At 65.7% G+C, this 24,575-nt stretch carries 21 protein-coding genes; 13 read left to right on the top strand and 8 right to left on the bottom strand.

Going from position 1 to position 24,575, the window contains the following annotated elements:
- Positions 1–3 precede the first annotated feature (3 nt).
- The 3 genes from KT882_RS17245 to KT882_RS17235 are packed head-to-tail and all read left to right on the top strand — an operon-like array spanning position 4 to position 2,938.
- Positions 4–1,440 (top strand): glycoside hydrolase family 28 protein, encoded by a 1,437-nt coding sequence (locus KT882_RS17245; RefSeq protein ID WP_228892689.1) that lies wholly within the window; start codon positions 4–6, stop codon positions 1,438–1,440.
- On the top strand, positions 1,440–2,627 hold the full coding sequence (locus KT882_RS17240; RefSeq protein ID WP_228892688.1) for a glycoside hydrolase family 88/105 protein: 1,188 nt from the start codon (positions 1,440–1,442) through the stop codon (positions 2,625–2,627). The genes KT882_RS17245 and KT882_RS17240 overlap by 1 nt, the downstream gene beginning before the upstream one ends.
- Positions 2,624–2,938 (top strand): L-rhamnose mutarotase, encoded by a 315-nt coding sequence (locus KT882_RS17235; protein ID WP_161072965.1) that lies wholly within the window; start codon positions 2,624–2,626, stop codon positions 2,936–2,938. The genes KT882_RS17240 and KT882_RS17235 overlap by 4 nt, the downstream gene beginning before the upstream one ends.
- A 242-nt stretch (positions 2,939–3,180) precedes the next feature.
- Here the strand turns inward: KT882_RS17235 and KT882_RS17230 are convergent, their stop codons facing one another.
- The gene (locus KT882_RS17230) at positions 3,181–4,059 is read right to left on the bottom strand and encodes an alpha/beta hydrolase (RefSeq protein ID WP_228892687.1); all 879 of its coding nucleotides are present in this window, start codon (positions 4,057–4,059) and stop codon (positions 3,181–3,183) included.
- A gap of 59 nt (positions 4,060–4,118) precedes the next feature.
- Here KT882_RS17230 and KT882_RS17225 point away from each other — a divergent pair, with 59 nt between their 5' ends.
- Entirely contained in the window at positions 4,119–4,751 is a 633-nt protein-coding gene (locus KT882_RS17225) for a 3-keto-disaccharide hydrolase (protein ID WP_228892686.1), read from the top strand.
- Between the two features lie 5 nt (positions 4,752–4,756).
- Here the strand turns inward: KT882_RS17225 and KT882_RS17220 are convergent, their stop codons facing one another.
- Positions 4,757–6,106: an oligogalacturonate lyase family protein gene (locus KT882_RS17220; RefSeq protein WP_228892685.1), complete on the bottom strand. Its 1,350-nt coding sequence runs from the start codon at positions 6,104–6,106 to the stop codon at positions 4,757–4,759.
- A gap of 124 nt (positions 6,107–6,230) precedes the next feature.
- Between KT882_RS17220 and KT882_RS17215 the strand changes: the two genes are divergently transcribed.
- The 3 genes from KT882_RS17215 to KT882_RS17205 are packed head-to-tail and all read left to right on the top strand — an operon-like array spanning position 6,231 to position 9,161.
- Positions 6,231–7,964, top strand: coding sequence for a rhamnogalacturonan acetylesterase (locus KT882_RS17215; protein WP_228892684.1), 1,734 nt, complete (start codon positions 6,231–6,233; stop codon positions 7,962–7,964).
- Complete coding sequence (locus KT882_RS17210) at positions 7,961–8,686, top strand: DUF6250 domain-containing protein (protein WP_228892682.1); 726 nt, start codon at positions 7,961–7,963, stop codon at positions 8,684–8,686. The genes KT882_RS17215 and KT882_RS17210 overlap by 4 nt, the downstream gene beginning before the upstream one ends.
- A 4-nt stretch (positions 8,687–8,690) precedes the next feature.
- On the top strand, positions 8,691–9,161 hold the full coding sequence (locus KT882_RS17205; RefSeq protein WP_228892681.1) for a nuclear transport factor 2 family protein: 471 nt from the start codon (positions 8,691–8,693) through the stop codon (positions 9,159–9,161).
- 49 nt (positions 9,162–9,210) lie between these two features.
- Here the strand turns inward: KT882_RS17205 and KT882_RS17200 are convergent, their stop codons facing one another.
- The 5 genes from KT882_RS17200 to KT882_RS17180 are packed head-to-tail and all read right to left on the bottom strand — an operon-like array spanning position 9,211 to position 17,487.
- A complete protein-coding gene (locus KT882_RS17200; protein ID WP_228892680.1) occupies positions 9,211–11,499 on the bottom strand; it encodes a TonB-dependent receptor domain-containing protein in 2,289 nt (762 codons plus the stop codon).
- 1 nt (position 11,500) lies between these two features.
- Entirely contained in the window at positions 11,501–12,202 is a 702-nt protein-coding gene (locus tag KT882_RS17195) for a GDSL-type esterase/lipase family protein (RefSeq protein WP_228892678.1), read from the bottom strand.
- Positions 12,203–12,223: 21 nt separating this feature from the next.
- Complete coding sequence (locus KT882_RS17190) at positions 12,224–14,428, bottom strand: GDSL-type esterase/lipase family protein (protein ID WP_161072958.1); 2,205 nt, start codon at positions 14,426–14,428, stop codon at positions 12,224–12,226.
- Positions 14,429–14,458: 30 nt separating this feature from the next.
- Positions 14,459–16,318 (bottom strand): rhamnogalacturonan lyase, encoded by a 1,860-nt coding sequence (locus KT882_RS17185; protein WP_228892676.1) that lies wholly within the window; start codon positions 16,316–16,318, stop codon positions 14,459–14,461.
- An 11-nt stretch (positions 16,319–16,329) separates the two neighbouring features.
- The gene (locus KT882_RS17180; RefSeq protein WP_161072956.1) at positions 16,330–17,487 is read right to left on the bottom strand and encodes an alpha-hydroxy acid oxidase; all 1,158 of its coding nucleotides are present in this window, start codon (positions 17,485–17,487) and stop codon (positions 16,330–16,332) included.
- Between the two features lie 173 nt (positions 17,488–17,660).
- Here KT882_RS17180 and KT882_RS17175 point away from each other — a divergent pair, with 173 nt between their 5' ends.
- Entirely contained in the window at positions 17,661–19,220 is a 1,560-nt protein-coding gene (locus KT882_RS17175; protein ID WP_161072955.1) for an alpha-L-fucosidase, read from the top strand.
- Between the two features lie 114 nt (positions 19,221–19,334).
- A complete protein-coding gene (gene fnr, locus KT882_RS17170; protein ID WP_161072954.1) occupies positions 19,335–20,105 on the top strand; it encodes a fumarate/nitrate reduction transcriptional regulator Fnr in 771 nt (256 codons plus the stop codon).
- A 34-nt stretch (positions 20,106–20,139) separates the two neighbouring features.
- On the opposite strand, the gene KT882_RS17165 is transcribed toward fnr, so the two are convergent.
- On the bottom strand, positions 20,140–20,403 hold the full coding sequence (locus KT882_RS17165) for a TraR/DksA C4-type zinc finger protein (protein WP_228892675.1): 264 nt from the start codon (positions 20,401–20,403) through the stop codon (positions 20,140–20,142).
- A gap of 149 nt (positions 20,404–20,552) precedes the next feature.
- On the opposite strand from KT882_RS17165, the gene KT882_RS17160 reads away from it, so the two are divergent.
- From KT882_RS17160 to KT882_RS17145, 4 genes are read left to right on the top strand one after another with little or no spacing between them, the layout of a single operon-like run.
- Positions 20,553–22,034 carry a sensor histidine kinase gene (locus KT882_RS17160; RefSeq protein WP_228892673.1) on the top strand — a complete coding sequence of 494 codons (1,482 nt, stop codon included), beginning with the start codon at positions 20,553–20,555 and terminating at the stop codon, positions 22,032–22,034.
- Positions 22,031–22,444 (top strand): response regulator, encoded by a 414-nt coding sequence (locus KT882_RS17155; RefSeq protein ID WP_161072951.1) that lies wholly within the window; start codon positions 22,031–22,033, stop codon positions 22,442–22,444. The genes KT882_RS17160 and KT882_RS17155 overlap by 4 nt, the downstream gene beginning before the upstream one ends.
- On the top strand, positions 22,445–23,944 hold the full coding sequence (locus tag KT882_RS17150) for a hybrid sensor histidine kinase/response regulator (protein WP_228892672.1): 1,500 nt from the start codon (positions 22,445–22,447) through the stop codon (positions 23,942–23,944). It begins immediately after the preceding gene.
- Positions 23,934–24,572, top strand: a complete 639-nt coding sequence (locus tag KT882_RS17145; RefSeq protein ID WP_228892670.1) for a response regulator — start codon at positions 23,934–23,936, stop codon at positions 24,570–24,572. Before KT882_RS17150 ends, KT882_RS17145 begins: the two co-directional genes overlap by 11 nt.
- Positions 24,573–24,575: the final 3 nt, after the last annotated feature.

Below are 24,575 nucleotides of genomic sequence, written 5' to 3'. Positions count from 1 at the left end.
ACCATGCAAGTGAAGTGGATACAGGCCGCGCTGGCCGCCGTGCTGGCCCTGGCCATGTCGGTCGCCGGCGCCAAGGACTACAGCGTGGACAAGTACGGCGCCAAAGGCGACGGAACGACCATGAACACCAAGGCCATCCAGGCCGCCATCGATGCCGCGGCCAAGGACGGCGGGCGCGTAGTGTTCCCGGCCGGGACTTATCTGAGCGGCTCCATCTTCGTCAAGAGCGGCGTTACGCTCAACGTGGGGAAGGGCGCCACCATCCTCGGCTCGCAGAACATCAAGGACTATCCCGTCATGCCCACCCGTATCGCGGGCATCGAGATGAGCTGGCCGGCCGCGCTGGTGAACGTCTACGAGCAGAAGAACGCCGTCATTGAAGGCGAAGGCACCATCGACGGCGACGGCAAAATCTTCTGGGACAGCTACTGGACCCTGCGCAAGGAATACGAACCGCGCGGCCTGCGCTGGGCTTCGGACTACGATGCGCAGCGCCCGCGCCTGGTGCAGGTGTTCAATTCGTCCCACGTCAAAGTTGGTGGCGGCCTGCTGCTGCGCCGCTCCGGCTTCTGGACGCTGCACATCTGCTATTCCACCGACATCACCGTGGACGGCGTTGTCATCCGCAACAATGAAGGCGGCCGTGGCCCCTCCACGGACGGCATCGATATCGACTCGTCCAAGCGCATCCTGGTGCAGAACGCCGACATCGCCGTCAATGACGACGCCTTGTGCCTGAAAGCCGGACGCGACTCCGACGGCCAGCGCGTGGCACGCACCACCGAGGACGTAGTGATACGCGACTCCATCGTGCGCGACGGCGCGGCTGGCGTGACCTTCGGCAGCGAGACGGCGGGCGGCTTCCGCAACATCGAAGCCTACAACATCACCGTGGTGGGCAATGTACCGGTCGGCATCCTGTTCAAGTCCGCGCACACCCGTGGCGGCTTCGGAGAAAACCTGCGCCTGCACGACTTCAAGATGACGGACATCCCGGTCGTCATGCGCATCACCATGAACTGGAACCCGAGCTACAGCTACGCCACCATTCCGCCGGAGATCAAGGACTATCCGCCGTACTGGAAAGTGCTGGCCACGCCGGTGCCCAAGGAAAAAGGCCGCGCCTACTTCCACGACGTGAGCATCTGGAACATCAAGGCCACCGGCGCCACCACGGCGTTTGAAGTGAGCGGCTACAAGGAAGTGCCGCTGGAGCGTTTCAGCCTGAAGAACGTGGACATTCAAGCCAAGCAGGGCGGCTTTATCCACGACGTGAAAGACTGGCAGTTCAGCGACGTGAAACTGGCACTGGGCGCACCGGTCGAGGTGGAAGACGGCGCCGCCGTGCGAGGCCTGCCTGCGGGCAGCACCGTTGTGGGCGTGGCCAAGCCCAAGGAAGACCCATCGAAGAAAAGCTTTGAAGAACAGGACAAGACCTAATGTTTAAGAAGACCGCACTTTTCATCTCGCTGAGCCTGGCCTTTGGCCTGGCCTCGTCGCAGCAGAACTACCCGCTGCCCACGCCGGCGCAGCAAGCCATCGTGGACAAGGACACCAACCGCAAATTCGGCGATGCGCCCGTTGACGGCGGCCCGCTGGCGACCGACCTGTCTCCGGCCCTGCAGACTGCGGCCATCGACAAGGCCTTGCGCAAAGTGGCGGACTGGCAGCTGGAGCGCACCATGCGCCACCTGGACAAGATCTGGACCTCGGCCGTGCTGTTCACCGGCTTCATGGCCGCCAGCGAAGCGACCGGCGACGCCAAATACCGCGACGCCATGCTGACCATGGCCAAGGGCTTCAACTGGGAACTGCGCACGCCATACCCCAACGCGGACGACATCAGCGTTGCGCAGACCTACCTGGAGCTGTACGCGCTGGACCCCACGCCTGAAAAACTGGCCGCCACCCGCACCCAGCTGGACATCCTGATCAACCTGAAAACGCTCAAGCCCGGCGATGACCGCTTGCCGTGGTGGTGGTGCGACGCGCTGTTCATGGCGCCGCCGGTGTGGCTGAAGATGTACAAGGCTACCGGCGACCGCAAGTACCTGGACTATGTGCATACGCAATGGCAGAACACTTACGATCTGCTGTACGACAAGCAGGAGCACCTGTACGCGCGCGACGCGAGCTACGTGGGCAAGACTGAACCGAACGGCAAGAGGATCTTCTGGTCGCGCGGCGAAGGCTGGGTGCTGGGCGGCCTGGCGCGCAGCATAGACCTCATTCCTGCGGACGATCCGAAGCGGCCGTTCTACATCCAGCAGCTGCGCGAGATGTCGGCGGCCGTGGCGAAAATCCAGGGACCGGACGGCCTGTGGCACGCCGGCCTGCTGGACCCGGCCACGTATCCGCTCCCTGAAACCTCCGGCTCCGCGCTGTTCGTCTACGGCATGGCCTACGGCGTAAACCGGGGCTACCTGGACGAGAAGACCTACCGCCCGGTGATCGAGCGCGCCTGGGCGGGCTTGCTGAAAAACGTGTACGCCGACGGCCGCCTGGGCGGCATCCAGCAGACCGGTGCGGAACCGGCGTTCTACCGGCCTGCGTCCAGCTATAACTACGGTGTGGGCGGCTTCTTGCTGGCCGCGTCGGAACTCAAGAAAATGGTGGCTAAAAAATGACCTCGCGCGCCTTCCGCATGAAACTCAAACCGGGCACGGTGGAGGAATACCGCCGCCGCCACGACGAACTGTGGCCGGACCTGGCGCGCGCGCTGCGTGACGCCGGCATCTACGACTACTCGATTTTCCTGGACGAGGAAACGCTGCACCTGTTCGCTGTGCTGAAGCTCTGGCCGGACAACAAGATCGCCGAGCTGCCGCAGAAGGAGGTGATGAAGCGCTGGTGGGATTACATGGCGGACCTGATGGAAGTGGAGCCGGGCAACCGGCCGCGAGAGTGGCCGCTGGAGCAGATGTTCCACTTTGCGTGACGGAGCCGGCGGGTTACGCTGTCGCTAACCCGCCCTACGCAATCCGCCATTCTCGGTAATGTATGCGCAGCGTAACGCACACGCAATCCGCCATTCCCGGTAATGCATGCGCCGCGTAACCCACACGCAGTCCGCCATTTTCGGTAATGCATGCGCCGCGCAACCCACACGCAATCCGCCATTCCCGGTAATGCCTGCGCCGCGTAGGGCGGGTTAGCTCCGCGTAACCCGCCGAGAGCCGCCTATCGCTTCGACAAAAGCCCCCGCGTGCGCAGCCATTCCTCCGCGCGCCGTGGCCAGTCGGACGAAGTCCCCAGCCCGTCCTTCATGCCCATCCCATGCCCGCCATGCTCGAACAGATACATCTCCGCCGGCACCTTGGCCTTGGTCAACGCCTGGTAGAACAGGATGCTGTTCTCAACCGGCACGGCCTGGTCCTCCTGCGTGTGGATCAGCAGCGTGGGCGGCGTGGCGGCGGTGACCTGCTTCTCCAGCGACATCTGCGCCACCAGCTCGGCCGACGGCGACTTCCCCAGCAGCGCCACGCGCGAACCCATATGCGCGGCCGCCGGGTCCATGGTAATGACGGGATACATCAGCATCAAAAAGTCCGGCCGCCCGCTGGTGCCGTCCAGCGCCGCCCCGGTGCGGCCCGCAGGCAAGTCGAACAGCGTGCCCGCGCTGGCCGCCAGGTGCCCGCCCGCCGAGCTGCCCATCACGCCGATGCGCGCCGGGTCAATGCCGAATTCCTTGGCGCGCGAACGCACCATGCGCACAGCGCGCAGCACGTCCTGAAGCGGCGCCGGATGGCCGAATTCCTGCATCCGGTATTTCAGGACAAAGGTCGTCACGCCCAGCCCGGACAGCCAATTGGCGTACTGCGTGCCTTCCCGGTCTGCGGAAAGCCGCACATAACCGCCGCCAGGGCATATGATGACGGCTGTGCCGTTCGGCCGGTCGACCGCAGGCCCCACCAGGGTGAGCGTCGGTTCGCTGACATTGGATATGCGTCCCTCCTTGAGCTGTTCCGCGCCGATATTGGCGCGCGCTCCCGGCACGCCTTCCGGCCATAGCGGAATAACAGGATTGGCGCAGGCCAGCGCCGAGATGCAACTGATCATTGTGGCAAGTATGAGTTTTTTCATGGTATTGGAGAGCGTATCAGATGAAGGATTTTAGAGTGAGCAAATTGTGGACCGCCTGCGTTGCAGGCTTGCTGCTGGCCGGCCAGGCCGGCGCCGTGGACCTTTTCAACGGCAAGGACTTCACTGGCTGGGAGCTGCAAACCACGCCCGCCGCGCCGCTGGAAAGCGTGTTTACCATGCTGCCGGGCGGCGTGGTCGCGTCCACCGGCAAGCCGGCCGGCTTCCTGGTCACCACCGCCAGCTACCGCAACTACAAGCTGCACGTGGAATGGCGCTGGAGCGGCAAGCCGGGCAACGGCGGCGTGCTGCTGCACATCAGCCCCGGCCCCATGGACCGCGTGTGGCCGCTAAGCCTGCAAGTCCAGACCAAGAACGGCAGCGTGGGCGACCTGCTGCCGATGGCGGACTACTCTTTCGAAGAACCGCCAACCAGCGCGGCCGGCACTGCGCCCATTATCAAGGCCCACATGGCCGCGGACAGCGAACTGCCTGCTGGCGAGTGGAACAGCGCCGACATCGTCAGCCGCGACGGCACGGTGGAGGTGACCATCAACGGCGTGGTGCAGAACAAGGTGACCAAGGCCACGCCGTCGTCCGGCCGCATCGGCTTCCAGCTCGAAAGCGCGCCTTACGAGCTGCGCCGCGTAACGCTGACGCAGCTCGACTAGGGCGGTTACTTCCGCTTCAGCCATTCCTCCGGCACCGGCACGATGCAGATATTCATCGTGCGGCCGTCCTCGGACAGCATGGCGGACTGGATCTCGATCTTGGTGCCGTCCGCATTGAAAGTAGGGTGCGGATGGTCTGCGGCGGTGTCCTTGTGGCCGGTGGTCAGCGTGATCATCTCGCGCGTCTTGCGGTCGATCAGGTAGACGCTGCGGCTGAAATCGTCGCCCACCGCCCAGCGTCCGTCGGAGGAACCGTGCACATGCCACAAGCCGCTGCCGGACGGCGTTTGGCCGGCGATGGTCATTTCGCGCGTGCGCAGGTTGACGATAGCCAGGCCGCTCGGCTTTTCGCGCGTGCCGCTTGGTCCCCATGCCGCGTCCTGGCCAGGATTGGCGCCGCCCACGTCGGTTGCCGGGGCGCCCACGCCGCCTGCGCCTTCGGGAATCTTGCGGTGGCCCATGATGGCCATCGCCACTTCATCCTTCGAAATCACCGCTTCGTGCGTCACCCACTCATACGGCGCTTCGGGGTACAGCGGGCGCAGGCCCGAGCCGTCGGCCTTCACGGTCCAGGTGCGCTGCGGCGACTTGCCGCCGGTCTCCCAGCAGAACACGATCTCGCCCGGATTGAATAAATTGGCCTGGATATGGCCGATCTGGAACGGCACGGACACCACGTGCTTGATCTCGCCCGTCTTCACGTTCATGCGCGCGATGCCGTTGGGACCAGCGCCCATGCCGCGCGGACCGAAAGGCTGCTCCGGCTTCACGCCAGGCGCAAGGTGCTTGCTTGCCTCGTCTTTGCCAACGCGGAAGTAGGCCCATTCTTCATCCGCGTCCAGCGCCATGTCGCCGCCGGCTTCCATGCCCAGCGGCGTGATGCCGGCGACGCGCTGGTATTCGCTTGCGGCCTTCATCGTGCCCGCCGCGCTGTCCGCGAACAGGCGGGCCAGGTCCACTTCCACGATCTGCAGCCGGCCCTTGGTGCTGTCCGGGCGCATGAAGTACAGCTTCATCGCCTTGCGCGCCAGGTTCAGCATGCCGGTGTAGCCGCCTTCGCTCACCTGGACGATGTCGCCGGTCTGTTCGTTCACCGCCAATGCCTCGCCGCCCGCGAGGCGAGACCGGAACACCACCCATTTGCCGTCCGACGTCCATTGCGGATGGGTGGGATAGATTTTGGAATCCCCATGCGGTTTGCTGGTCAGGAAGGTGAGCATGGTGCCGGTGACGGGGTCTTTCACGACCTTGCGCTCGGACGGGAAGCGCTTGCCGATCTGCGCGTGCGCCGTACCGCTGAAGGCGCAAGCCATCATGATGGCGGCCACGGTAGGCATGAGGAATCTGGTTTTCATATCTGGATGATTTCAGGTTGCGGGGTTCCGATTGTGTGCGCATTTTCACAGCTGAATTGCTCATCTTCCTGATTCTTTGCAAGCCACGCGAGGAGAGCGAAATTCATGGCATAAAATCGTCCCTATGAAACCATTCCTGAAGGCGCTGGGGCGCGCCGCTTCCATCCTGGCCTGCTGCGTCGCAGCATCGGCCTCCGCCCAGAATACTCCGGCCGCACCGGCTCAGTTACCGGCCGCCGTCAACACCGATCCCGCGCAGGCACGCCCGCAGTTGCCCGAACCGGCCAACGCGGCCTTGCCGTCGCTGATACTGATCGGCGACTCTACGGTGCGCAATGGCCGCGACGATGGCCAGGGCAAGGGCGCCGAAGGGCAGTGGGGCTGGGGCAATCCCATCGCTGCCTACTTCGATGCGAACAAGATCAACGTCGTCAACCGCGCCATCGGCGGCTTGAGCAGCCGTACCTACATCAGCGGCGGCCACTGGGAGCGCACCCTGCCATTCGTGAAGGCGGGCGACGTGGTGGTGATGCAGTTCGGGCATAACGACTCCAGCGCCGTCAACGACAACAGCCGCGCACGCGGCACCATCAAAGGCGTGGGCGAGGAAAGCCAGGAAATCGACAATATGCTCACCGGGAAGCACGAAACGGTGCACAGCTACGGCTGGTATCTGCGCCAGTACATCGCTGCCATCCGTGCAAAAGGCGCAACCCCCATCGTCTGCTCGCCCATTCCGCGCAAGATGTGGGATGCGGACGGCAAGGTCGGACGCGGCAAGGGCGACTACGCCGGCTGGGCGGCCGAAGTGGCGCGCCAGGAGCGCGTGGGCTTTATCGATCTGAACGAACTCGCGGCCCGCAAGTACGACGAATTGGGCCGCGACGCGGTGATGAAGCTGTTCCCGCTGGTGACGCCGGATGAACGCGTGCACACCAACCTGGCCGGCGCGGAGCTGAACGCGCGCCTGGTGGTGTCCGGCCTGAAAGCGCTGCGCCTGCCGGTGCTGCAGTCCGCGCTGGCCGCAAAGGCCGCCGATATCGCGCCTGCGGAGGACGACCGCCCTGTGGTGGACGGCGCCAAAATACGCGGCGACGTGCCGCGCGACGCAGCGCTTCCCAACGTCTTTATCGTCGGCGACTCCACTGTGCGCAGCGGCGGAACCAATGGCGCCTTCGGCTGGGGCGAGCGCATCGCGCCGTACTTTGACACCAGCAAGGTCAATGTGGTGAACCACGCCATCGGCGGCCGCAGCAGCCGCACCTTCCTCACCGAAGGCCGCTGGGACAAAGTGCTGGGCCAGATGAAGGCGGGCGACGTGGTGCTGATCCAGTTCGGCCACAACGACGGCGGCCGCATCGGCGATCCGGCCATGAAGGGCAGGGCGTCCGGCAAGGGCACCGGCCCGGAAACCGTGGAAGACACGAAGCCGGACGGCACCAAGGAGCAGGTGCACACCTTCGGCTGGTATATGGCCAAATACGTGGCCGACGCAAAAGCGAAGGGCGCTTCGGTTGTGCTGCTGTCGCCCGTGCCTCACAAGGACGCCTGGGAGCAGGGCCGCGACTTCGCCACCTTCGCGCAGTGGGATGCCGAAGTGGCGGCGGCAGGCGGCGCGCAATTTGTGGACCTCACGATGGTGGTCAGCGACGGCTACCGCCAGATCGGCGCGGCCGAAGTGGCCAGCCATTTCTCGGACGCCCGCACCCACACCAACGACGCCGGCGCGCAGTTCAACGCCCGCAGCGTGATCGCCGCGCTGAACGGCCTGCCGCGCAATCCGGCCGCGCCTTACCTGTCCCCGCAGGGCAAGGCTGTGGAGGGCCAGTCCGGTTCTCCGGCCAAGGGCAAGCAATGATGCGCGCCGCCGCGCGGGCCACGGTGCCCGCACTGGCGCTGGCCGCGCTGTCCATCCTGTGCACCATCCCGGCAGCGCATGCCCAGGAGTGCGGCAGCTGGGGCAGGCCCGGCGCGCTGCTCCATTCGGACGGCTTCGACAAGGATCTGTCGCAGTGGGTTGCCGAGTACCGCGCCGCGCCGGGCTCCAGCATCACCGCAGCCGGCGGCAAGCTGACCATGGACCTGGCGGGCGACGCCACGGTCTGGTTCAAACCCAGGCTTTCGGGCGACATCCAGATCAGCTACCGCCGCAAAATGCTGATGGCAGGCGGCGCCAACGACCGCCTGTCGGACCTGAACCAGTTCTGGATGGCCAGCGATCCGCGCAACGTCAACCTGTTCACGCGCGACGGCACGTTTGCGCAATACGACGCGCTGAGCCTTTACTACATGGGCATGGGCGGCAACACCAACACCACCACGCGCTTCCGCAAATACGACGGCAAAGGGCAGCGCGTGCTGCTGGGCGACCTGGCGGACAGCGAGCACCTGCTGCTGCCCAACCGCGAATACCAGATCGACATTGCTGTGTACCAGGGCTGCACGCGCATCCTGGTGGACGGCGAGCCGTACTTCACCTACCGGGATCCCGAGCCGCTGCGCAGCGGACATTTCGGTTTCCGCACCACGCACTCCAGGCAGGAAATCAGCGATTTCAAGGTCTACCAGCTGATAAAATAGCCGTATGAAATCCACTCTGATGCTACTGCTCTCCGCCGCCTTGCCGTTTGCCGCGCAAGGCGCATCCTGTTTGCCCGCTGCGGACCTGATCGCGCGGGACTCGCAATACGAGGAGGCCACGCGCGTCAACGACGCGGCCTTCGTTGAAAACTATCTGGCGGATGATTTCGTCTGGGTCCACAACCTGGTCTCGTCCATCGACGACAAAGCGGCTGTGGTGGCGCGCGCGAAGAAGGCCGCCACCGTACCCAAATCCCGCACCACCAGCGGCGTGCAGGCGCAGTCGCTGGGCGACACCGTGGTGCTGCGCGGCCAGAGCACGGTGGAAGCGTGGAATGCGGACGGCAAAACCTGGCGCAGCAACCGCTACCAGTTCATGCGCACCTATGTGAACACGCCCGCAGGCTGCAAGCTGCTCGCGGTGCAGACCATGAAAGTATGGTCCAGCGAAGCCGAGAAGGCCGCCGCAAAATAAAATGGCGCTCCCGTAGGGCGGGTTAGCGTAGCGTAACCCGCCAGCCCAGTCAGCGCCCACCGCCTCCAGAGCCCCGCTGGCCCTGTCCCTGGCCGCCACCCTGCCGCATGATAGAACCCGGTCCCGGCGTGAATCCGCCCAAACGATAGGACAAGCCCACATACACTATTCGTCCGTCGGAGCGGCGTATGCTGTTTTCCTTCAACGACGCCGTATCGGTGATGGTCTCGATGCGGTTGGCGTCAAACGCATCCGTCACGTTCAGCACCAGCGACAGTTTTGGCGTGAACGCATGGCGCATGCTGAAATTGACCGTGGTATTGGGCTGGCGCATGCCCTGGCCTATCAGCTGGCGGCCCATTGTTTGCACGGCCGCCTGCAGATCATCGTCCGGCGTGGCCTTATAGTTCAGCCGCAAGCGCCCGCTCAGCGAAGACGCGGTGCGCGTCGATGTGAAGCCGTATATATCCACCAGGTCCTGTTCCGTGTGTCCCAGATTGCCGCTCGCGTTGACGGACAGGGCGGGCGTGATCTTCCCGTGCACAGTAAATTCCAGCCCGCTCGCATTGCTGCGGCCTCCATTCGCGGGTGTGGTCAGCAGCACCGTGTCGCTGATGAAGTAGCGGCGTATCAGGATGGAGTCGCTGTCCCTGCGGTGGTAGGCGCGCAGATTCGTTTCCATGCCGGCGATACGGGTCTCGTAGCCGACCTCGAAGGAATCGGTCTTGGTCGGGCTCAGGTGCGGATTACCGGCCGAGACGTTGTACTCGTCCCGGTAGATCACAAAAGGATTGAGCTCGTTCGCGTTCGGCCTGCGCAGCCGGTGCGCGTAGCTGAAGCGCAGATTGGTATCGTCGGACCATTTATAAGTCGCGTAGGCGCTGGGAATGTAGCTGGTATAGCTGTTGGCCGCGCTGACATGGCTGGTCAGCTGCTCAACGTCCAGGTCCGTATGCTCTATGCGCAGGCCGCCCAGCACACCCCATTTGTCGTTCAGGCGGGTCTGGTAGGAGCCGTACACCGCCAGGTTCTTTTCATCCAGGTGGAAGCGGTTCGAGCGCTGCACGTTGACGTAGGGCTGATGCGAAACCGGATCCACGCTGGTGTACAGCGTGTCGAAGTCGCTGCGGTTGTCCGCCACCTTGTAGCCCAGTTTGATCATGGCGCGGTCCACCGGCAGCTCGTAGTCGCCCGTGAAGTCGACGATGCGGTTGCCGGTCACGTTGTCCTGATAGCTCTTCTGGTCCAGCGCGCCGACCGGCGTGATGGCGTAGACGTTCTGGTAGGCGTTGTTGAAGGTGTTGTCCGCCGACGTGACGCGCAGGTCGACCTTCATGCTTTCGCCGTCTATGCTGCCTTTGTGCTCCCAGCGCGCGCCCCAGCCGTAGTTGCGGGCTTCGCCGCCGCGATGCGTGCTGCGCGTGTAGTCGCTGTCCACGGCGCCCGCCGCGGCGTAGCGCTGGTAGCGGTCCTGCGAACTTTGGTCGTTGTCCCGGATCTGGAAGGACATGCTGGCGGCCAGGGTGTCCTTGGCGCCGATGTTGTAAGTGATGCCGCCGTTTCCGCCTTTGTTGTTGCTCAGGCCGGACATGCTGCCGAACTGGGTGCTGTGCACCATGCCGCCTGACAGGCTATCAATGCGGTCGCGCACCGTCTCGTTGGTGGAAGCGCGGCCGTCGTGGCGCACATTGAAGCCGCCCTGGAAACCGAAAACGCCGGAGTTATAGGTGCCCGAAACGGCGGAGTTGTAGCGGCCTGCCGTGCCGCCGTTGGCGTTGATGACGCCAAAGCCGCCCGGCCGGCGCGAGCGCCGCATCACCAGGTTGATGATAGGACCGCCGCCCGCCTCGTTGCCGAACTGCGCGCCGGGGTTGTTGATGACCTCCACCGATTCGATATCCTCGGCCGGGATGGCGTTCAGCGACGCGCCCCGGTTATCGCCCTGCATCATGGCCGAAGGCTTGCCGTCGATGAGGATCTGCACATTCGAGCTGCCGCGCAGCGTGACCGAGCCGTCCGGGTCCACTGCAACCGACGGCACGCTGTTCAGTGCATCCGCCGCCGAGCCGTTGCTGCTGCCCACGTCGGACTTGACGTCATACACCTGCCGGTCTATCCGGTTGGTGGGGCGCTCGGCCGCCACCACCACGCTGGGAACGTCCGCTTCTTCAGGCGGGGCGGCGGGGGCCGGGGTGGCAGGCGGCTCCGGCGGCTTCACCGGCGAAACATCCTTCTTGATGGTCACCACCGGCTTCTCCGCCGTCTGCGCCAGCGCCGGCCCGAACCCCATCGCCAGGCACGCGGCAATGACCGTCGGGCGGGATGCAAAGTTCGTCATACTATTTCTGCACCACGGCCAGCAAGGCTTCCAGCTCATCCGCCCACATGGTGTAGCCGGCGGTGGTGAGGTGCAGCTTGTCGCCGCTCAGCCCCTTCCAGTTGTCGCCTTCCGGCGTAAAGCGCGCAGCCAGGTTCAGATACCAGATGGTCTTGTTGTCCGCCAGCGGCGCAACCAGCTTGTTCACCTCGGCCATGCGCTGCTCGGCGCGGGAGTTCGGCAATATACTGACCACCACCACCTTCACGCCGGCGAACTTCTTCTGCGTGGCCGCAATCACGGCCTTGATGCCGGCGGCGGTGTCTTCCGCCTCGTTGTTGACGTTGTTGGTGCCGATCATGATGACCGCCACCTTGGGCTTCAGGAAGGACAGGTCGAAATTATCCAGGCGCCACAGCACATGCTGCGTGCGGTCCGCGCCCAGGCCGAAGTCGAAGGCGCGCTGCTCAAAGCGGCGGTTCCAGACCGAGGCGCCCGAGCCCCAGCGGAACTGCTCGGTGATCGAGTCGCCAATGAAGATGATTTCGGCCTCGCGGCCTTTGCGCAGCGCGAGGTAGTCGGCGAAATAGGTCTGGTAAGGCACGCGCGCCAGATAGTTCTGATCACTGGCGGTGGTGGTGGCCGGGTCCAGCGCGGCAGCAGGCAAAGGCAGACCCAGGCCCAGGCTGGCGGCGGTGGCAAGGGCGAGCAGCAGTCGTTTCATTCAAGTCTCCGTTGTGGTTTGTCAGTTTTGCGCGCGGAGCTGCTCGATCAGCGCGGCGGGTACGGCAATAGCGGTGCCATGACGCATGCGCACCGGCGTGCCTTCGTCGGGGAAGCTCATTTTAGCCGTCACATCTTCCCAGTTCACGAGATCGCGCGAGCGCATGGCCCCATAGTGCTTGGTGCGGTAGGCGTCATAATAGACGATCACGTCCTCGCCGGCCTGGATGGCGGTCGGTCCTTCCACCCACATTCCTTGCGGCGTGATGGGCGCACTGAGCTTGCCGAACGGCCCGCTCAGCGATGGCGCATCCGCCACCTGCAGGTATTTGCGGGGCGGATTCACGGTTTCGTCCTTCACCAGCAAGTGGTTCTTGCCGTTGACGCGCACGAAGGTCGCGTCGATCACGCTGAAGCCCGGGTCGTAGAACAGCTTGGTCGGGGTGAAGGTCTGGAAGTCCTTGGTGCTGGTCGAGTACAGGCGGTGGTTGTATTTCTCCTCCGAGGAACCTGCAGTCTCGGCGAACTTGCCCGGCACGGTGGAAGCCCAGAAGATCAGGAACTCGCCGCGCTGTTCGTCGTAGACGATTTCCGGCGCCCAGGCATTGAGCACGCCTTTTTCGTGCGCCATGACCGGCAATTCCTTCTGCTCGGACCAGTGGACCAGGTCTTTCGAGGATGCGTAGCCGATGTTGTTCTCTTTCCAGCCCGAGGTCCAGACCATGTGGTAGGTGCCGTCCGGGCCGCGCACGATGCAAGGATCGCGCATCAGTTTCGATATACCCACCTTGGGCGTGAGGTAGCTGCGGCCGCCGCCCAGCTTCTCCCAGCGGTAGCCGTCCGCGCTGGCCGCCAGGTGCAGGCCGTCCTCGCCGTTCTTGGTGAAGTAGGTGAACAGATAGCCGGTGGCGCCGGCGCGCGCCTGCGGGCCTGCGTTGGCCTCGTCGCCCAGCGGGCGCTCGTTGCTGAAGGTAGGGCTGCGCGGCACGGCGAAGCTGGCAACCGGGTCCGGCTTGGCGGGATTGAAGTTGCCGTAGCCGTCCGCGATGAAGGACGCGGCGGGCACGCCGGCCTGGCGCATGCCGGTCAGTACGGCTTGCGCCAGTTCGTAGGCGCCGTAGTTGTTGTGATGCGTGTTGTCGATGCGGCCGGGCTGCGGCTCGGCGAAGGCCGCCTTGGAGGCTTCCGTGCCCAGCGCTTCGTAGAACGGTTTGCTCATCGCATTCAGGTCGATGAAGGCCACGCCCAGCTCTTCGGCCGACTGGCGCGCTGCGGTGGCATAGTCGATCAGCGACGGTATGACCTTGCCATTCGCGTCGAATGCGCGGCGCTCCATGGACGAGATGATGACGGGGACGCCGCCACGGGCGCGCACGCCGTCCACGTGCTGCTTGATCTCGGCCTTGTAGGTGGTGAAGGGGCCGCCTTTGCCGTCCTTGATCTGTTTCTGGTCGTTGTGCCCGAACTGCATCATGACCGTGTCGCCGGGGCGCATGGCGCTCAGCACCTTGTCCAGGCGGCGGCGGGCCAGCGAATCGCGGTAGGTCTCCCCGGACTCGCCGTGGTTGGCGACGGCCACGCCGGGCTTCAGGAAGCGCGGCAGCATCTGGCCCCAGCTGGCATAAGGTTCGCCGGGCTGGTCGCAGACAGTGGAGTCGCCCAGCAGGAAGATGGTGGGTGTTTGCGCAGGCGCGATCTCGATGGAGCGCACGGCCGGCTGGCTGCCGTTGAATTCCAGCGTCAGGCGGCGGTCCCAGTTCCAGGCTTCCTGCACGGTCTCGCGCGGCACTTTGAGATTCACCGCGCCCGCCGCCAGGCCGCCTACGGCTGGAATGGCGGGCGTGCGGATGTTGACGGTGAAAGTGCGCGTTTCAGTCTTGCCCGGCGCGGTGCGCACGTTCTCCAGCATCAGGCGGCGCAGTTCGGACTTGATGGTGGTGGTCGATGCTTCCGGCGTACCGCCCAGCGTGACGGTGATGTTGTAGTTGCCTTCGGGGAGATCGACCGAGAAGAAGGAGGGCTTGCCTGCCGCGGCGCCGGGCTCGAAGCCGTAGCCCTTGCTGGCGCTGTATTCGGTGGTGACAGGGACGGCGGTGTAGCCGGCGGCCGGCTTTGCGCTGAAATCGAAGCGGCGCGCTTCACCATTTTGTGCGGTGGCGGAGAAACTGGCGGCCAGTAGCAAGGCCAGCGTGGTGGCGCGGCGCGCCGCGAGCAGGGAAGTCTTCATGGTCTCTGTTTCTGTTGTGTTGTATGCGTACTATTCTTGTGCGCTGAGCCGGGATGCGCCAGGCAAAGGCGCCATGCCTTCGCCCAGGTAGAAGGAAGGATGCGGCGGCTGGTTGTAGCCTGCATTTTGGCCCGCAACCTGCACGCGGTATTGCGCGTCCTGCATCAGCGCAGGAATGCTGTGGGTGGTCGGCGCGGTGGTACTGAACACCAGCAGGGAGTTGTTGTCCGCGCTGCGCCAGACCACTTCCTCGCGCCAGTCGCCAAAAAGGTCCGCCGACAGCACGGGCGTGGACTTGGTGCCGTTGTTGGAGGCGGCGCCGGAGTCCGCGCCGTTCAGCAGGAGCTGCATGTCCTTGGTGGCCGGGTTCCATTTTTCTATCCGCGTGCCGTCCAGCGACTCGCGCAGCAGGTCGCCGTCCCACCAGGAAGCGAAGTTGATGCGGCGCGGATGCTCGGGGGAGATCTGCACGCCGCTGGCGCTCATCAGGCCGCCGACCGAGGCCCAGCATTCCTCGCCCAGGTGGGCCGGATCGATATCCATGCATACGCCGCGTCCCACGTCCGCGCCTTTGCCGTCCAGGCTCCACAGGATTTTGCCGGTGGCCGCGTCGTGCATTTCTATGCCGTGCTTGCCGTAACAGCTGGGCGTTTCGTGCACCATGAAGACCTGTTGTCCCGGACGAAGCGGGTCCAGCTTGCCCACGTGGAGGGCGTCGCCATGGCACAGTCCTGTGCTGTATAGCATTTTGCCGTTGCTACCTATGGTGGCCGCGCCGTAGATGATGTCGTCCTTGCCGTCGTTGTCCACGTCGGCCACGGACAGCCAGTGCGCGCCCTGGTGGTTCACTTCGCCGCCCGCCACGTCGCTGTCGAACACCCAGCGGCTGCTCAGCTTCCCGCCGCGCCAGTCCCAGGCGGCGATCACGGCGCGCGTGTAGTAGCCGCGCGAGAAGATGGCGCTGGGGCGGGCGCCGTCCAGATAGGCCACGCCGCCGAGGAAGCGGTCTACCCGGTTGCCGTAGGCATCGCCCCACGCGGCCACGTCGCCACGCCCGGGCAGATAGGGCGCGCTGGCCATGGCGGCGCCGGTTTCGCCGTTGAAGACGGTGATGAATTCGGGGCCGGACAGGACGTAACCCTTGGGGTTGCGGTAGTCCGCGTTCGCGTCGCCGATCACCTTGCCTTTGCCGTCCACGGTGCCGTCGGCGGTTTTCACCATCAGCTCGGCCTTGCCGTCGCCGTCGAAGTCGTAGACCAGGAAGGTGGTGTAGTGCGCGCCGGCGCGGATGTTGCGGCCCAGGTCCACGCGCCACAAGCGCGTGCCGTCCATTTTGTAGGCGTCGATATAGGTGTTGCCGGTGTAGCCTGCGTGCGAATTGTCGTGCGCATTGGTCGGCTGCCACTTCACTATCAGCTCGTAGCGGCCGTCGCCGTCAAGGTCGGCCGCCGAACCGTCGTTGATCTCGTAGGTGTAGCTCTGGCCGTCGGGCGTGACGCCGCCTGCCGGCTTCTGGACCGGGATGGTTTTGTATTGCTGCGGCCAAGTGGCGCCGGCGCTGGCCAGGGGCTGCTCGCCGCCGCGTGGCAGGACGGGCCGCACCGAGTAGACGGCTGCGGCGGCGCCGGCCGGGTCCACGTAGTTTGTGCTTTTCAGCGGCTGCGTGTTCAGCCGCTTGCCGTCGCGGTAAAGGTCGAAGGACGTCCCGCCCGGGTCCGTCGCCAGCGCCCGCCAGCTGACGAAGACGCCGCCGTTCGCGGCGATGGCGAGCACGCCACGGTCCAGGTTTTCAAGCTGCTTGCCTGCTATTTGAGCCGGGGCGGCCGCAGCGCCGGCGCTCAGCGCCAGTGCCAGGGACGCTGCAACGCCAGCGATGCGGTAGTTGTGCATGGAAGTCTTGTTTACCAGTGCTTGGGCAATACGATGTGCGAGCGGTTCGCATCACGGATGTCGCGGATGCCGGACAGCGCCATCGACACGTCCAGCTCCTTGCGCATGATTTCCAGCGCCAGGCTCACGCCCGGCTTGCCCATGGCGCCCAGGCCGTAGATGTAGCTGCGGCCCGCCATCACGCCGCGGGCGCCCATGGCGCAGGCTTTCAGGATGTCCTGGCCGGAGCGGATACCGCCGTCCATCCACACTTCCATCTTCGGATTCTCGGCCTGCACCGCTTCCAGCACGCCGGGCAGGGCGCGGATGGAGCTCATGGCGCCGTCCAGCTGGCGGCCGCCGTGGTTGCTGACCACCAGCGCGTCCGCGCCGGTGCGGGCGGCCATTTTCGCGTCTTCCGGATCGAGGATGCCTTTCAAAATCAGCTTGCCGCCCCATTGCTTGCGTATCCATTCCACGTCGTCCCAGTTCAGCGTGGGGTCGAACTGCTGGCCCACCCAGGCCATCAGCGTGGACAGGCCCTGCGCGCCCTTGACGTGGCCGTCGAGGTTGCCGAAGGTCTTGCGCTTGCCCAGCAGGACGCTGGCGCACCACGACGGCTTGCTCAGCATGTCCGCGATATTGGACAGGGTAGGGCGCGGCGGCACGGTCAGGCCGTTGCGCAGGTCCGCGTGGCGCTGGCCCAGGATCTGCAGGTCCAGCGTGAGCACCAGCGCCGAGCACTTGGCGGCCTTGGCGCGCGCGATCAGGTCGGCGGCGAAGGCGCGGTCGCGCATCACGTAGAGCTGGAACCAGAACGGCTTGGTGGTGGCCGCCGCCACGTCCTCGATGGAGCAGATGCTCATGGTGGTGAGCGTGAAGGGCACGCCGAATTCCTCGGCCGCCTGCGCTGCCAGGATCTCGCCGTCGCCGTAGTTCAGGCCCGTCAGGCCTACCGGGGCCAGCGCCACCGGCATGGACGCATCCTGGCCGGCCAGCGTGGTGGCGGTATTGCGCTGGTCCACATTCACGGCCACGCGCTGGCGCAGATGGATGGCTTCCAGGTCGCTTTTGTTGGCGCGCATGGTGCCCTGGGTGTAGGAGCCGGAATCGACGTAGCCGAAAATAGCTTTTGCGACGCGACGCTTGGCCTGCAGGCGCAGGTCTTCAATCTCGGTGATGACTGCCATGGGGGTATTGTTATAGGTCTGATTAGGATGGCTTCCGAGTATCGATAGTCGTCACGCCAGTGTCAACGGCTGGCGCAATCTAATCATGTTTATGAGTGATACAAAGCGAAACGTGCGCGAAATGCGCCCGCGCGATACGCTAGTCGTCATTTCTATAATTACAGGGGCAAACCATGCTGCGCGCGCCATTGCTGTCCGGTCTAACCTTGGCCGTCCTCGCTTCCACCCTGACCGGTGCCGACGCCGGCCCCTTGCCCAAGCCGGACCGGGGCGGCGTGCCCGAGTCCAAGCTGTACGACTACGGCGTGATGGGGCCGCCCGCCACCCCGGCCACCGTGGCCGCTGCCGATGCCGCCGTCGCCACGCCGCTGCCGCCCGGCCCCTACGCGGCGGACTGGGAGTCTATCCGCAAGAATTACCGCACCCCGGCCTGGTTCGAGGACGCCAAGTTCGGCATCTTCATGCACTGGGGCGTGTACGCGGTGCCCGCCTACCACAACGAATGGTATGAAAAGCATATGTACGGCGCCGACCTGGCCTGGCACACCGCAACCTTCGGGCCGCCGGAACGCTTTGGCTACAAGGATTTCATCCCCCGGTTCAAGCAGGAGAAGTTCGACGCCGCGCAGTGGGCCACGCTGTTCCGCCGCGCCGGCGCCCGGTTCGTGATGCCCTCCGCCCAGCACCACGACAATTTCGCGCTCTGGGACAGCCATGTTACGCCTTTCAACGCCAAGCGCATGGGACCGAAGCGCGACCTGATAGGCGAACTGGCGGCCGCCGTGCGCAAGGAGGGCATGAAGTTCGGCGTGTCCAACCACGGGGTGGAGAACTTCACCTTCATCAACCCGCCCGAAGCGCTGGAAGCCCGCCTGAAAGCGGCCAAGGCCGACCTGTACGACCCGGAATGGGCGGCCTTCTACAACGTGGCCGATCGCAGCCAGCCCGCCATGGCGCGCTTCCTGACCGACTGGGTGAACCGCAACCTGGAGCTGATCGACCAGTACCAGCCCGACATTCTGTGGTTCGACAACGGCGTCAACCTGCGCGTGCTGGACCCGCTCAAGCTGCGCGTGGCGGCCTACTACTACAACCGCGCCCAGGCCTGGAACAAGGAAGTCTCGATCAGCACCAAATTCGTCGCCTACGCGCCCAGCAACGACGACGCCCAACAGGTCGGATCCATTATCGACTTTGAAAAGATAGGCGTGCGCTCGCCGCCGGACATCCGGCCCGGCCCGTGGATGGTGGACGACACCATAGGCAGCACGTGGGGCTACACCAACGGCATGAAGGTGGCCGGCGGCGCCGCCATTATTGGCCGCCTGGTCGACACGGCGAGCAAGGGCGGCTTCTACCTGCTCAATCTCTCGCCCAAGGCCGACGGCACCATCCCCGAGGAGCAGCAGCGCACCTTGCTGGACGTGGGCGCATGGCTGGACGCCAATGGCGAGGCCATCTACGGCACCCGCCCCTGGAAGCAGTTCGGCGAGGAGGGATGGCGTTTCACATCCAAGGGCACGGCGGTCTACGCCATCGGCGCGCCGCGCGACGGCTCGGTGGTGCTGCGCGTACTGGGACCGGGCGCCGGCAAGGTGAGGGGCGTGGAACAGCTGGGCCGCGACGGCGCGCTGCCATTCCGCCAGACCCAGGAAGGCCTGACGGTGGAGGGTATTTCCAGCGCGCCCGGCGCCTTGGGCGGCGCGCCGTCGGCGCTGAAAATCACCTTCTGAGCTGGCCTGTAGGGGATCCCCTACAGCAGCCAGCCGGAATACCCGATACCGCCCAGGCCCGGTGCGGGCGATACTGTCCGCATCGACAGCGCAGCCCATGCACCGGAGCCGACCATGACCACCGCCACCATCCACATCGCATCTTCCGCCCCAGCCAAGGCGCAGCCCCAGCCGCGCTGCGGCCTGTGCAGCTTCAACCGCCTGTGCCTGCCGCAGGGACTGGACGAGGATGCGATGCACCGCCTGGAGCAGATCATCTCGCGCCGCCGCAAAGTGCAGCGCGACGAGCAGCTGTTCAGCATGGGGCAGGGATTCGGCAGCCTGTACGCGGTGCGCCTGGGGCATTTCAAGACCGCGCAGGTGAACCAGCGCGGCGAGCAGCAGATTACCGGCTTCCACATGGCCGGCGACCTGCTGGGCATGGAAGCGATAGGCACCGGCCAGCACAGCTGCAGCGCGGTGGCGCTGGAGGACAGCGAAGTGTGCGAAATCCCCTTTGGCCGCCTGCAGGAGCTGGTGGCCGAAGTGCCCGAGCTGATGCACCAGTTCCACCGCGTCATGGCGCGTGAAATCCAGCGCGAACAGGCGGTTGCCCTATTTTTGGGCAATATGCGCGCCGAACAGCGCCTGGCCTTGATGCTGACCTCCCTGGGCGCCCGCTACGCGGCGCGCGGCTTCTCGCCTGCAAGCTTCCAGCTGCGCATGTCGCGCGAGGACATCGGCGGCTACCTGGGCCTGACCATCGAGAGCATCAGCCGCCTGCTGGCGCGCTTCCGCAAGGCCGGCTGGATCAGCCTGAACAACCGCGACCTGCGCATCCTGGATCTGGCCGGCCTGCAAGACTTGGCCGCCGGCCGCTTTGCCCCTGAGTGCGAAGCCGCCTGAGGCGCTGTCTGGCGCCCCGCCTGCTTCCCGTCCTCTATTCCTGTTCCACCTGGTAGCGCCGCTCGATGTTTTGCTGACAAGCCAGGCAGTGCGCAGCCGACGGCTGCGCCAGCAAGCGGGCCAGCGCAATGGCCGCGCCGCACTGGCGGCATGCGCCGTAGCTGCCGTCCGCCAGCCGCGCCAGCGCCAGTTCCACCACCTCCAGCTCCCACGTTGCCTGCTTGCGCGCCGCTCGCGCCCGCTCGCTCAACAGCATGCGCTCCAGTTCCGCCGCCGTTTCGCTGTCTACCGAGTGCATTGCGTTCTCCGCCGTTCCCATGGGTGTAACTGTATGGGAAGCGGGCGTTCCGCGTCAGTGGCTGGTTTGATCCAGGTCAAATTGCCGCCGAATTTCCGCTGCGGACACTAAGGCTTTACCGGGGCGGGCATCTTTCGTATGATTGCGGCATGCAAAATCCCCCCATCGCCGACCAAAGCCTGGCCTGGCTACTGGCAGCCGCCACCGATCCCGTCCTCATCGTAGACCGCGGCGGCGCGATTGCGCTCGCCAATCCGGCCCTGGAAGCGCTGTTCGGCTACACGCAGGAGCAGTTGCAGGGCCTGCCGGTGGAGACGCTGATACCCGAACGCTTCCGCCACGGCCACCAGGCGCTGCGCGAAGGCTACACCGCCGAGCCGCATCCGCGCGCGATGGGCGCGGGGGCCCAGCTGTCCGGCCGCCACCGCGAGGGACGCGAATTCCCGGTCGAGGTCAGCCTGTCGCCGCTGCGCAGCCCGGACGGCCAGACCATGGTGATGGCCACCATCCACGACATCAGCGCCCGCAAGGCCGCCGAACAGGCGCTCCAGGAGAGCGAAGCGCGCATGCGCGCCGTGTTTGAAACGGCGGTGGACGGCATTATCACCATCGACGAACACGGCATGCTGGAACGCCTGAACCCCGCCGCCGAGCGCATGTTCGGCTACCGCGAGGCGGAGGTGGCGGGCCGCAACATCAATATGCTGATGCCGGAGCCGCACCGCAGCGCGCACGACGGCTACCTGGCGCATTACCGCGCCACCGGCGAAAAACGCATCATCGGCAAGGGCCGCGAAGTGCAGGGCCTGCGGCGCGACGGCAGCGTCTTCCCCATGGACTTGTCGGTGGCAGAGATGACCTTGGGCGGCAAGCGCATGTACACCGGCCTGGTGCGCGACATCACCGAACGCAAGCTGGCCGAGCAGAAGTCCGAACAACTGCTGCAGGAACTGAGCAGCGCCAACGAGGAACTGACCAATTTCGCCTACGTGGTCTCGCACGACCTGAAGGCGCCGCTGCGCGGCATCGGCTCGCTAGCGGACTGGCTGGCCACCGACTACGCCGCCCTGTTCAACGACGAGGGCAAGGAGCATATGCGCCTGCTCATCAACCGCGTGCACCGCATGGGCGCGCTGATCGACGGCATCTTGCAGTACTCCCGCGTGGGACGGGTGCGCGAGGCCGTGGCCCTGGTGGACCTGAACAAGGTGCTGGCCGAGGTGCTGGACCTGCTGGCGCCGCCGCCCGGCATCGCCATCACGGTGGCGCCGGGCCTGCCCACGGTGGCCGGCGAACCGACCCGGCTGCAGCAGGTGTTCCACAACCTGATCTCCAACGCCATCAAATACATGCACCGTCCGGACGGCCAGGTGACCGTCAGCTGCGAGGACGACGGCAGCCACTGGCGCTTTGCCGTGACGGACAACGGCCCCGGCATCGAGCCGCGCCATTTCGAGCGCATCTTCCAGCTGTTCCAGACCCTGGCCCCGCGCGACCGCGTGGAAAGCACCGGCGTGGGCCTGGCGCTGGTCAAGAAGATCGTGGAAATGTACCGTGGCCGGGTCTGGGTCGAGTCGGCGCCCGGCGCCGGCGCCACTTTCTATTTCACCTGGCCCAAGGAATGCCTATGAAGAATGCCAGCAAGCCCATCCTCCTGGTCGAAGACGACACCGTGGACGTGATGACGATTAAACGCGCGCTGAAGGAAATCGGCGTGGGCAACCCCGTGGTGGCGGTCGAGCACGGCGAAGCCGCGCTGGATTACCTGCGCAGCGCGGACTGTGCGCGGCCCTGCATCATCCTGCTGGACCTGAATATGCCCATCATGAGCGGCATCGAGTTCCTGCGCGAAGCCAAGCACGACGCGGCGCTGCGGCCCATCCCTGTGGTCGTGCTGACCACCTCGGCCGAGCAGCAGGACAAGCTGAGCAGCTTCGAGCTGGGCGTGGCCGGCTACATGGCCAAGCCGGTCGACTACCGCGCCTTCGTCGAGGTGGTGCGCTCGATAGACCGCTACTGGACCGTCAGCGAGATGCCCTGAATGATGGACAAGCCGAACACCGCCGCCACGGAACCTGTGCGCGTCCTCATCGTCGAGGACGACATGGTGGACCGCATGGCCTGCCGCCGCGCCTTCCGCGCGGCCGGCGCCTATGCGCTGCTGGAGGCGGAAACCGGCCAGCAGGGGCTGGAACTGGCGTTGTCCGGCCAGGTGGACTGCGTGCTGCTCGACTACAACCTGCCGGACCTGACCGGCCTGGAATTCCTCGCCAGCCTGGCCAAGCTGGCCGGCGGCGAGGGCGCCGCGCCGCCGGTGATGATGCTGACCGGGGCCGACAGCGCCACCGTGGCGGCCGAAGCCATGCGGCGCGGCGCGCGCGACTACCTGGTCAAGGACACGGACGGGCGCTACCTGGAGCTGCTGCCGGCCGGCATCGAACGCATGCTGCGCGAACAGCGCCTGCGCTTGGACAAGCAGCAGGCCGAGACCCGTTTCCGTACGCTCGTCGAGCAAATCCACGCCGTCAGCTACGTGGCCGGCACCGGCGCCTGCGGGGCGCTGCAGTATGTCAGTCCGCAAATCCGCATGCTGCTGGGCTACACGCCCGAGGAATGGCTGGCCGACTCCGGCCTGCTGCGCGCCCGCATGCACCCGGACGACAGGGATGCTGCCTGGGCGGAAGTGTGCGCCTGCCGCAGCGCCGCCCGCGCGCTGCGCGTCGAATACCGCTTGCTGCCGCGCGGCGGCGGCGAGCTGTGGGTGCGCGACCAGGCCGATCCCGTGCCCGGCCCCAACGGGCCTGTGCTGCAAGGCATACTGATCGATATCTCCGCCAGCAAGGCGGCCGAGCAGGCGCTGCGCCAGTCGCAGGACGAGCTGCGCCGCCTGGGCGCGCACCAGGAACGCATCAAGGAGGAAGAGCGCAAGCGCATTGCGCAGGAAATCCACGACGAACTGGGCGGCCTGCTGACCGGCATCCGCGCCTACATCCTGGTGGCGCAGGAGCGCGCGGTGGCGGCGGGCAGCACGCCCGAGCCGCTGCTGGCGGACACGGCGGACCTGGTGCAGAGCGCCATCGAAACGGTGCGCCGCGTGATTACCGACCTGCGCCCCAGCGTGCTGGACCAGCTGGGCGTGTGGGCCGCGCTGGAATGGTATGCGGACCAGGTGGCGCTGCGGGCCGGCCTGCGCTGCGTGTGCCGCATCGACGCGCAAGCCGCCGCGCTGGAGCTGGACGCGGACCGCAGCACCATGCTGTTCCGCATCGTGCAGGAGGCGCTGACCAATGTGGTGCGCCACGCGCAGGCCACGCAAGCGACGATAGATGTGGCGTGCGAGCCGGGCGCGCTGCGGCTGACGGTGAGCGACAATGGCAAGGGCATCGCCGCCGAGGGGCTGCTAAGCCGGGAGTCCTGGGGCATATTGGGCATGCATGAACGCAGCCGCAGTTTTGGCGGCCAGCTGGCCATCACCGGCGGCCCGGACGGCACCGTGCTGATGCTGCGCCTGCCGCTGGAGGAGAATCAAGATGACGCATGACGAAATCACCGTCCTGCTGGTGGACGACCATGCGATTGCACGTAACGGCGTGCGGCTGATGCTGGGTACGGCCAGCGGCATCGCCGTGACGGGGGAGGCGGGCAACGCGCAGGAGGCCATGCAGCGCGTGGCCGAGCAGCAGTTCGACGTGGCGCTGGTGGACATCACCATGCCGGGCAAGAACGGCCTGGAACTGCTGAAGATGCTGCGCGCCGGGTGCCCGCGCATGGCGGTGCTGATACTGAGCACCTATTCCGAGGAAATTTACGCGGTGCGCGCCCTGAAGCTGGGCGCGGCGGGCTATCTGACCAAGGACGCGCCCACCGCCACGCTGGTGGAGGCGGTGCGCAAGGCGGCGGCGGGCGGCAAGCACGTGAGCCCGGCGCTGGTGGAAAAGCTGGCCATGATGGTGGGCGGCGGCGGGGCGGGCGACCACGAGGCGCTGTCCGACCGCGAGCTGGAGGTGTTCAAGCTGATCGCCGCCGGCGAGGCGCTGGTGCGCATCGGCGAACTGCTGCACCTGAGCCCGAACACGGTCACCACCTACCGCACCCGCATCCTGGACAAGATGGGCATGGCCAGCAACGCCGAGCTGACCCGCTACGCGCTGGAACACGGCATGATCTGAACG

This window comes from Pseudoduganella aquatica (genome assembly GCF_020865585.1).
Classification (GTDB): domain Bacteria; phylum Pseudomonadota; class Gammaproteobacteria; order Burkholderiales; family Burkholderiaceae_D; genus Rugamonas; species Rugamonas aquatica_A.
The sequence above is the reverse complement of the archived record's forward strand: the minus strand, read 5'-3'. Positions and strand labels throughout refer to the sequence as shown.

Excerpts from the sequence above, each read along its gene's own strand:
- KT882_RS17220 (WP_228892685.1), bottom strand. The coding sequence starts at position 6,106 with ATGAAAACCAGATTCCTCATGCCTACCGTGGCCGCCATCATGATGGCT.
- KT882_RS17235 (WP_161072965.1), top strand. The coding sequence starts at position 2,624 with ATGACCTCGCGCGCCTTCCGCATGAAACTCAAACCGGGCACGGTGGAG.
- fnr (WP_161072954.1), top strand. The coding sequence starts at position 19,335 with ATGACCACCGCCACCATCCACATCGCATCTTCCGCCCCAGCCAAGGCG.
- KT882_RS17205 (WP_228892681.1), top strand. The coding sequence starts at position 8,691 with ATGAAATCCACTCTGATGCTACTGCTCTCCGCCGCCTTGCCGTTTGCC.
- KT882_RS17185 (WP_228892676.1), bottom strand. The coding sequence starts at position 16,318 with ATGCACAACTACCGCATCGCTGGCGTTGCAGCGTCCCTGGCACTGGCG.
- KT882_RS17180 (WP_161072956.1), bottom strand. The coding sequence starts at position 17,487 with ATGGCAGTCATCACCGAGATTGAAGACCTGCGCCTGCAGGCCAAGCGT.
- KT882_RS17160 (WP_228892673.1), top strand. The coding sequence starts at position 20,553 with ATGCAAAATCCCCCCATCGCCGACCAAAGCCTGGCCTGGCTACTGGCA.
- KT882_RS17210 (WP_228892682.1), top strand. The coding sequence starts at position 7,961 with ATGATGCGCGCCGCCGCGCGGGCCACGGTGCCCGCACTGGCGCTGGCC.
- KT882_RS17175 (WP_161072955.1), top strand. The coding sequence starts at position 17,661 with ATGCTGCGCGCGCCATTGCTGTCCGGTCTAACCTTGGCCGTCCTCGCT.
- KT882_RS17215 (WP_228892684.1), top strand. The coding sequence starts at position 6,231 with ATGAAACCATTCCTGAAGGCGCTGGGGCGCGCCGCTTCCATCCTGGCC.
- KT882_RS17240 (WP_228892688.1), top strand. The coding sequence starts at position 1,440 with ATGTTTAAGAAGACCGCACTTTTCATCTCGCTGAGCCTGGCCTTTGGC.
- KT882_RS17165 (WP_228892675.1), bottom strand. The coding sequence starts at position 20,403 with ATGCACTCGGTAGACAGCGAAACGGCGGCGGAACTGGAGCGCATGCTG.
- KT882_RS17150 (WP_228892672.1), top strand. The coding sequence starts at position 22,445 with ATGATGGACAAGCCGAACACCGCCGCCACGGAACCTGTGCGCGTCCTC.
- KT882_RS17230 (WP_228892687.1), bottom strand. The coding sequence starts at position 4,059 with ATGATCAGTTGCATCTCGGCGCTGGCCTGCGCCAATCCTGTTATTCCG.
- KT882_RS17155 (WP_161072951.1), top strand. The coding sequence starts at position 22,031 with ATGAAGAATGCCAGCAAGCCCATCCTCCTGGTCGAAGACGACACCGTG.
- KT882_RS17200 (WP_228892680.1), bottom strand. The coding sequence starts at position 11,499 with ATGACGAACTTTGCATCCCGCCCGACGGTCATTGCCGCGTGCCTGGCG.
- KT882_RS17245 (WP_228892689.1), top strand. The coding sequence starts at position 4 with ATGCAAGTGAAGTGGATACAGGCCGCGCTGGCCGCCGTGCTGGCCCTG.
- KT882_RS17190 (WP_161072958.1), bottom strand. The coding sequence starts at position 14,428 with ATGAAGACTTCCCTGCTCGCGGCGCGCCGCGCCACCACGCTGGCCTTG.
- KT882_RS17195 (WP_228892678.1), bottom strand. The coding sequence starts at position 12,202 with ATGAAACGACTGCTGCTCGCCCTTGCCACCGCCGCCAGCCTGGGCCTG.
- KT882_RS17145 (WP_228892670.1), top strand. The coding sequence starts at position 23,934 with ATGACGCATGACGAAATCACCGTCCTGCTGGTGGACGACCATGCGATT.